The following is a 7,937-nucleotide window of genomic DNA, read 5'->3' on the forward strand; positions in this document are numbered from 1 at the left end:
AAATTGAGCGCTAGTGGAAAAAAAATGCTCACAGTTCATTTTTAAAATCAATTTTTAAGTCAAGGGATTATTTATCGACGTATTTATTTAAATTTATTCTAAAATTATATGAAACGCTTTTATTTTATTCTTTTATTCTGTTTTTTATGCCTATTATCTGTCGCAAGGGCACAAGATTTTGCTATTCCCGCTGAAGGCAAATCATTGGTTTATTTTGTCAGATCTTCAGGTACCGGAGCCCTGATTAACTTCAAATACTTTGATGGGGAAAACTATCTGGGAAAATTCAGAGGTAGAAATTACTTTATGTATGAATGTGATCCTGGTGAACATGTATTTTGGGTTACTTCTGAGAACAGGGCCTTTGTGGAAGCAAGTCTGATGCCGGACAAAGTTTATTTTATTGAGGTCAGGCCAACTCCAGGTGCTTTAAAGGCTGCTGTGCGATTGATTCCAATTGATGGGGATGATGCGCGATCCAAAAAAAGACTTGGGAAAACAATCTTAAAAAGGGACCCTGTATCACTTCAAGAATCAGATTTTTCTACTGAAGCGGAGGGACTGGAATATTATATTCAAAATGGAATGAAAAAGTACCTTTCTGACAAGGAAAAGGGAAAGAAAATCACCCAATTGCCTGCAAACTTTTACCATAATTAGACTGGTCATGAAATCTTTCTTTTTATTGATTTTTGTGCTGTCTCTTGGTATTGAAGATCTATTTTCCCAACACCTGAGTTCTGCCGAGGGCAAGAGCTCCCTGGGCCTGGGTATTGGATTGCCTTATGGAGGGTTTGGAACACAAATTTCCTACAATACTGCCAATAATGTCAATGCATTTTTGGGATTGGGTTATAACTTGACCGGAATAGGGGTCAATGGGGGATTAAAACTGATAGTGCCAAGTAAAAAGGATTATGAATTTTACTTTACCGGGATGTATGGGTACAATGCCGTCATTGTAATGAAAGGGGCCAAAGAGATGAATGGTGCCTTTGGGGGTCCAAGTTTTGGATCAGGGCTCAAAATTAATTCTTTGGTACAATCCGGAGTATTTTGGGACATAGGTTTCCTGGTTCCTCTGAGATCTTCAAGTTATAAAGATAGGTTGGAGGAAATCGAACAAAACCCCTACATGCACGTCAATTCAAAACCCTGGCCGGTACTTTTTTATTTGGCCTACCATTTCCCACTTTCAAAATATTGAATTGGAAATTAATATTTCTGCTTGTTGGCAAAGGCTACCAGGGAAAGCATCACCGGAACTTCTACCAGTACTCCTACCACACAAACAAGGGCTGCGGGGCTTTCCAGGCCAAATAGTGCAATGGCTACAGCCACCGATAATTCGAAAAAATTACTGGCTCCTATCATGGCAGCCGGCGCACAAACGGCATGGGTCAGCTTTAGCTTTTTTCCAGAATACCAGGCAATAAAGAAAATAAAGTAGGTTTGGATCACTAATGGAATGGCAATGAAGAAAATGATCCAGGGGTTATCCAGGATATTTCCACCCTGAAAGGCAAACAGTAAAACCAGGGTCAATAGCAGGGCAAGAATACTAACAGGTTTAAATTTTGGCAAAAACCTTTCTGTAAACCAGCTTTCACCTTTTGCCCTGATCAAAGTCCGGCTGGTCAAATACCCGGCTAGCAGAGGAACTACCACATAAATAACTATACTGATGATCAGGGTTTCGTAGGGAATATACACGTCAGTAATCCCTAAGAGAAAGCCTACAATGGGGACGAAAGCCACCAATATGATCAGGTCATTGACAGATACCTGCATCAGCGTATAATTGGGGTCTCCATCGCTGAGATAAGACCAGACAAAGACCATGGCGGTACAGGGAGCGGCTCCCAGTAAAATGGCCCCGGCAATGTATTCTCCTGCCAATTCAGGCGAAATAAAGGCACTATAAATATTGGAAAAGAACAGCCAGGCGAAAAAAGTCATGGTAAAAGGCTTGATCAGCCAGTTGATCACCAGGGTGAGCACAATGCCTTTGGGTTTTTTTCCGATTTTCTTCAAACTGGAAAAATCAATCTGAAGCATCATGGGATAGATCATCAACCAGATCAGGATGGCAATGGGTATATTTACCTGATAGATCTCCAGGGAACTGAGAAAGGCCATGGCATCACCGGCAACAAAGCCAATACCTATGCCTCCCAGAATACACAAGGCTACCCAAAGGCTCAGGTACCTTTCAAAAAAAGCAATTTCTTTTTTTTCGGTTTTGGTGCTCATTCCAGCTTTATTTTAGAAAATACAAAACTCAATTCAGTAGCGATCTGTAGACTTCTCTCCAGGTACTTTTCAGCTTGCTGTGGCGTATCGTCAAATGCCTTTGGATCATCATAGGTAATCGGGATGCGCTTTTCTGCTCCCGCAATAAAAGGACAACCTGCATCTGCCTGCGAACAAGTCATGATAGCCGCAAAGTCCGATTTTGGATTGAAAGTATCATCATAGGTTTTGGAAAAACCTATGACAGGATGGGCATTTTCACCATACTTGATACTGTACACCGGGTTATTGCCTTCCGAAAGGGTACTGATTTCAAAACCTTGATGCGTCAATGTTTTAGCAGCCATGGGAAAGAGGGCTGTGGCTTCCGTACCCCCCGAGTAACAATTCACATTCGGTACGCCATATTTGGTAGCCAGTGTTTGTGCCCATACCTGAGACAGGTGGCTACGGCGTGAGTTGTGGGTGCATATAAAGTTGATTCTTAATGCCTTATTATGCATTACTTTATCCTGAATATAATCAACCAGAGATTGTAATAGCTTCTTTCTGTCGGCTGAAATAGAATGAAAATCCAAATTTTTTATGATCGTTTCTATTTCAGGAAATAATTCATTGTTGGATACTGACATGGAAGTGAGAAGTAAAGTTGGTGGCTGGTAATGGTTTAGCAACATCCTGATGAATTGCCGGGAACACAAGTACTGGTTTGGTCCCCGATTGCATTTGCAAGGGTTTTTAGGGGTTTGATGCCAGGTTTTTTGGCAAACACGGTGATACTGAATATGCCGGTTTCCCCGGATTTGAAATCGGCTTTTTGATCCGCATCCATGTACCGGTCCAATATGCTATCAGGCAGCGTAATTGGTTTTTCCTTTTGGATGGCAATATCTATAAACCCAGCCTCCTGAATGTAAGCGATATAGTCATTTTTTAGAATGGCACCTGACACGCATCCGGCATACATTTCAGCATCGGTCTTTAAAGCTTCGGGTAAATCTCCCACCAACACAATGTCGGAAATACTGAAATGTCCTCCAGGCTTAAGGGTACGGTAAATTTCTCCGATTACTTTTTGCTTGTCCGGTACTAAATTGAGCACACAGTTACTGACGATTACATCTGCTACATTATCTGAAACAGGCATGTCCTCGATATCTCCTTGCCGAAATTCCACATTATTATACCCCAGTTTTTCTGCATTGACACGGGCTTTCCGGATCATAGGGGCTGTAAAATCAATGCCGATCACCTTTCCTTGGGCTCCAGTTTCATGCCGGGCCACAAAGCAGTCATTACCCGCGCCAGAACCCAGGTCTATAACGGTATCGCCTTTCTGAATTTTGGCGAATTGGATGGGTAATCCGCAACCCAGGCCCAGATCTGCGGCTGCATGATACCCTTCTACTTTGGCATAATCATCGGTCATCAGGTGATAAACTTCTTCTGTCCCGGCAGCGCTTGAACAGCAAGAACCACTTTCCTGATGGGCGATTTCGCCATATTTTTTCTGAACCAGTTTTTTTAATCCTTCTGATGTTTTCATTTTCTTTTGATTTAGCAATTTGGACCACAATTGGGATCAGGGCTGGGATAACTTTCAAAAAGGGTATTGAAAATACCTTTGATTTCTTCCCAACGCCCCGGGTTGATGCAGTAACTTACCGTGACCCCCTCTATGGTGCCCTGTATGATACCACTGTTTTTAAGCTCTTTTAGGTGTTGGCTAATGGTGGCTTGGGCAAGGCCCAATTCATCCACCAAATGCCCATTGATGCAGGTATTAGACTTTAGCAGGTATTGAATGATGGCCACCCTGGCCGGATGTGCCAATACTTTGGCTATTGCCGCCAGTTCATTCTGGGTGGCACTGAACAAATCACTTTTGGTTAGCCCCATGTATGTTACTATTTGTAGTTGTCACAAATCAGGAATCGTCTTAGGTCCTGGTTTTGCCCGTCCAGGCTTGAATCGCCTGTTTTAATTATTAATATATTGCAATATTACGATAAATTGAATAAGTAAAAAATTTTACGCATCATTCTTACGGTTCAAATAAAATGCGGGAAAAGCTTTTATTTTATGCCTGCAAAGCCCTAAATTTCATCAAATTGATCCCAAATGACCCGTATAAGCCAATGTTGTTGCATTCTTTTGTTGTTTATTATGTCTTCCAACGCTGTGTTTTGCCAGGAAGAAGTAGCCCCATCAGCCATGCAGGTAGTTGAAAACATGGGTTTTAACCGGGAAAAATTGTACAATTTGTTGGGGCGGCTGCCTGAGAGAGACCGGCCTATTGAGGCAAAGCTCATTTCCACTGAAGAGAAAGAAGGGGTCATCATACAAAAACTTTTATTGGATTTGAATGGGCAGGAGTTGGTTCCCGCTTACTTTTCCAAACCCAAAAATGCAAGCGGCAAACTGCCTGTGGTACTCTTCAACCATTCCCATTTTGGGCAATACGAGGTAGGAAAAAATGAATTTGTGAAGGGAAGAAAAGAAATGCAATCACCTCCTTATGCCTTTGCCCTGGCCAGAGAAGGCTATGCCGGGTTGTGCATAGATTCCTGGGGTTTTGGTGAAAGGTCGGGTAGGGCTGAATTGGATATTTTTAAAGAGATGATTTGGCAGGGACAAGTTCTTTTTGGCATGATGGTCTATGACAACTTGCGGGCCCTGGACTACCTGGTATCCAGGGATGATATTGATCAGGACCGCATCGCCACCATGGGCATGTCCATGGGCAGCACCATGGCCTGGTGGCTGGCCGCTTTGGATGAGCGAATCAAGGTCTGTGTGGACCTGAACTGCCTGACAGATTTTCACACCCTGATGGAGCAGGGAGATCTCCGGCTTCATGGTATTTATTATTACGTTCCGGACTTGCTGAATCATTTTACCACTTCATCCATCAATGCCCTGATTTCCCCCAGGCCACATTTGGGTCTGGCAGGGGAGTTCGATCCCCTAACGCCCATGGAAGGGCTTAAAATTATCGATAAAAATCTACAGGAGGTCTATGAAAAAGATGGTGCCCCTGAAGCCTGGAAATTAAATATTTACCCTGTGGCCCATGAAGAAACAGCTGAGATGAGAAAGGATATTTTGCAGTTTTTGAGAGATTGGTTGTAAATTGGAAAAAATAAACCCAATTGACATGAGATCCATTTGCCTTTTACTATTCATTTTTCCCACCCTCCTTTTTGGACAGGAATTCATACCCAATTACGATGAATCAAAAGTTCCTGATTATCAGTTGCCTGATCCTTTGGCCTTTGAAAACGGGGAAAAGGTAAACAGTCTGGAGGACTGGGAAAAAAAGCGTGTCGAAACTATAAAGTATTTCGAAACAGAAGTATATGGCATTAGTCCGGCCTGGGATGGTGAAATTGGGACAGAAATTATTTCCGAAGATCTAAATGCTCTCGGAGACAAGGCAGAAAGAAGGGAAGTAAAACTGACTTTACAGCGCAATGGGAAGGAAGTTGATATATATGTTTTGATTTATTTGCCGAAGATTGAACAGGCAGCCCCTGTTATTTTGGGGTTAAACTTTTATGGCAACCATACCTTGTCCGATGACCCGACCATCCGGGTTACGGATGCCTGGATCAGAAACAATGCCACTTATGGTGCTACAGATCACAAGGCTTCTGAGAAAGGCAGAGGTTTGAGGCGGGAGAATTGGGCAGTTGAAGAAGCCATCAACAGGGGTTATGGAATAGCAACCCTGTACTATGGAGAGTTGGACCCTGATTTTGACGATGGTTTTGAAAATGGGGTACATGCACTTTATCAGGAAGAGCGAAACGAAAGTTCCTGGGGAGCTGTGGCTGCCTGGGCCTGGGGGCTTTCCCGGGTGATGGATTACCTGGTTACCCTGGACGCAGTAGATGCTGGAAAAGTAGCCATTTTAGGCCACAGCCGATTGGGCAAAGCCGCCCTTTGGGCCGGGGCCACCGACACCCGTTTTGCATTGGTGATATCGAATAATTCTGGTTGCGGCGGGGCAGCCCTCTCACGAAGGGAGTACGGGGAAACTGTAGGAAGGATCAACAGGGCCTTTCCGCATTGGTTTGCAAAACGGTTTGATCAGTACAGCGAAAATGAAGCCGCACTTCCCATCGACCAGCACCAACTCATTGCGCTGATGGCTCCCCGGCCGGTATACATTGCCAGTGGAGAGGAGGACCGATGGGCAGATCCAAAGGGAGAGTTTCAAAGTGGGCTGTATGCCAACCCGGTATATCAATTATTTGGCAAAACAGGCATGCCCGAAAATAAGCAACCTGCCGTTGACCAACCCATAATGGGAGATATTGGGTACCATGTAAGAAGTGGGGGACATGGCATGTTGCCTTTTGACATGCACCAATATTTTATTTTTGCGGACAAGCATTGGTAGGGTACAAGCTGAAAAATCATCGTAGCATAACCCAATTATTGGAATTTTTGGAAAAAAAAGAACGCTGTGTTGCAGCCCGGAATTTTGGAAACTGCCTTTTATAATGTTATATTTTTTAAGCTACCTTCTTAAAATTATTTAACGAGCTTTTCAAGATGTTTTATTATAACCCCAAGGATTGGCTGAATGCCATTTTCAGAATCACCAAGTCAGATACCATACGGACCTTATTGCCCAGTTTGGTTTTTATGGCCTTGTATTCCTGGGGCATCGTGTACCTGGAAGTCTATTTCCTCAGGCTTTCTGAAACCAGTTATGCCAAAGACCTGACCATCATGCATTCCCTTTTGGGTTTTGCCATATCCATGCTACTGGTTTTCAGGACCAACACTGCTTATGACCGCTGGTGGGAGGGAAGGAAGCTTTGGGGAAGCCTGGTGAATAACAGCAGAAATCTGGCGATAAAGATGCAGGTATATTTGCCTGATGATGATCAGGGGACAAAAACGTTTTTCAGACAGGTAATCCCTTTGTATGCCGCTTCCTTGCAAAAACACCTGCAAAAGCAAAGCACAAAATTTCAATTGGATGAAAAGCCTCATCCTGAACTTCCTGATTTTAAAGACAACACCCATGTGCCAAACAGGGTTGCAGAAAGCATCATCTTTAAAATCAATGACCTGTACAAACACAAGGTCATTTCAGGTGACCAACTCATTACCCTAAATGAAGAAATGGCCTCATTTACCAATATATGCGGGGCTTGTGAGCGCATAAAAAATACACCCATACCATTTAGTTACAGTTCATTTATCAAAAAATTTATTTTTTTATATGTGATTACCCTTCCCTTTGGGTTGGCGTTGACTTTAGGGTATTTTACCATCCCTGTGACAACCTTCATCTTTTATGTGCTGGCCAGCCTGGAATTGATTGCTGAAGAAATCGAGGATCCTTTTGGTACGGATATCAATGACCTGCCTATGGAAAAAATAGCAGACAACATCAATAATAATGTAAAGGAAATTCTGAAATAATGGTGTAAACCTAACATTTAGACCACATCTTTAATTAACAGCCTGCTTACCGGCACTATGAATGGTCTCCCCGGCTTTAATTTTTGCTTCCTTTGGATGTTCTCTAGTTACACCTTCAATTCTATCTCTCCTAAAATGATTACTGGTTTGGCTATACCAAAATTGCTATTTTCCTGTAAATTTACCCCGAAGGCCATATGTTTGCAAAAGTAATAGCATAAGTTTCGGAAAATCATTAGTTT

At 42.9% G+C, this 7,937-nt stretch carries 9 protein-coding genes; 5 read left to right on the plus strand and 4 right to left on the minus strand.

Translation table 11 applies throughout. The annotated features are described in order from the left end of the window. Positions 1-108: 108 nt before the first annotated feature. Positions 109-660 (plus strand): hypothetical protein, encoded by a 552-nt coding sequence (locus HUJ21_RS07275; protein WP_291368294.1) that lies wholly within the window; start codon positions 109-111, stop codon positions 658-660. Positions 661-667: 7 nt separating this feature from the next. Then, entirely contained in the window at positions 668-1,207 is a 540-nt protein-coding gene (locus HUJ21_RS07280; protein ID WP_291368295.1) for a hypothetical protein, read from the plus strand. An 8-nt stretch (positions 1,208-1,215) separates the two neighbouring features. Here HUJ21_RS07280 and arsB read toward each other — a convergent pair whose 3' ends face one another. The 4 genes from arsB to HUJ21_RS07300 are packed head-to-tail and all read right to left on the minus strand — an operon-like array spanning position 1,216 to position 4,152. Next, positions 1,216-2,253 carry an ACR3 family arsenite efflux transporter gene (arsB, locus tag HUJ21_RS07285; protein ID WP_291368297.1) on the minus strand — a complete coding sequence of 346 codons (1,038 nt, stop codon included), beginning with the start codon at positions 2,251-2,253 and terminating at the stop codon, positions 1,216-1,218. Beyond that, positions 2,250-2,885 (minus strand): protein-tyrosine-phosphatase, encoded by a 636-nt coding sequence (locus HUJ21_RS07290; RefSeq protein WP_291368299.1) that lies wholly within the window; start codon positions 2,883-2,885, stop codon positions 2,250-2,252. Before HUJ21_RS07290 ends, arsB begins: the two co-directional genes overlap by 4 nt. 35 nt (positions 2,886-2,920) lie before the next feature. Then, positions 2,921-3,799 carry an arsenite methyltransferase gene (locus tag HUJ21_RS07295; protein WP_291368301.1) on the minus strand — a complete coding sequence of 293 codons (879 nt, stop codon included), beginning with the start codon at positions 3,797-3,799 and terminating at the stop codon, positions 2,921-2,923. Between the two features lie 11 nt (positions 3,800-3,810). Further along, entirely contained in the window at positions 3,811-4,152 is a 342-nt protein-coding gene (locus tag HUJ21_RS07300; RefSeq protein WP_291368303.1) for a metalloregulator ArsR/SmtB family transcription factor, read from the minus strand. A gap of 267 nt (positions 4,153-4,419) precedes the next feature. On the opposite strand from HUJ21_RS07300, the gene HUJ21_RS07305 reads away from it, so the two are divergent. The 3 genes from HUJ21_RS07305 to HUJ21_RS07315 all read left to right on the plus strand — a co-directional run bounded on the left by HUJ21_RS07305 (position 4,420) and on the right by HUJ21_RS07315 (position 7,695). Next, positions 4,420-5,385, plus strand: a complete 966-nt coding sequence (locus tag HUJ21_RS07305; protein ID WP_291368305.1) for an alpha/beta fold hydrolase — start codon at positions 4,420-4,422, stop codon at positions 5,383-5,385. A 25-nt stretch (positions 5,386-5,410) separates the two neighbouring features. Further along, complete coding sequence (locus HUJ21_RS07310) at positions 5,411-6,658, plus strand: acetylxylan esterase (protein WP_291368307.1); 1,248 nt, start codon at positions 5,411-5,413, stop codon at positions 6,656-6,658. A 155-nt stretch (positions 6,659-6,813) separates the two neighbouring features. Beyond that, complete coding sequence (locus tag HUJ21_RS07315) at positions 6,814-7,695, plus strand: bestrophin family ion channel (RefSeq protein ID WP_291368309.1); 882 nt, start codon at positions 6,814-6,816, stop codon at positions 7,693-7,695. Positions 7,696-7,937: the final 242 nt, after the last annotated feature.

It is taken from the genome of Cyclobacterium sp., from assembly GCF_014762705.1.
In the GTDB taxonomy this organism is placed as follows: Bacteria; Bacteroidota; Bacteroidia; order Cytophagales; family Cyclobacteriaceae; genus Cyclobacterium.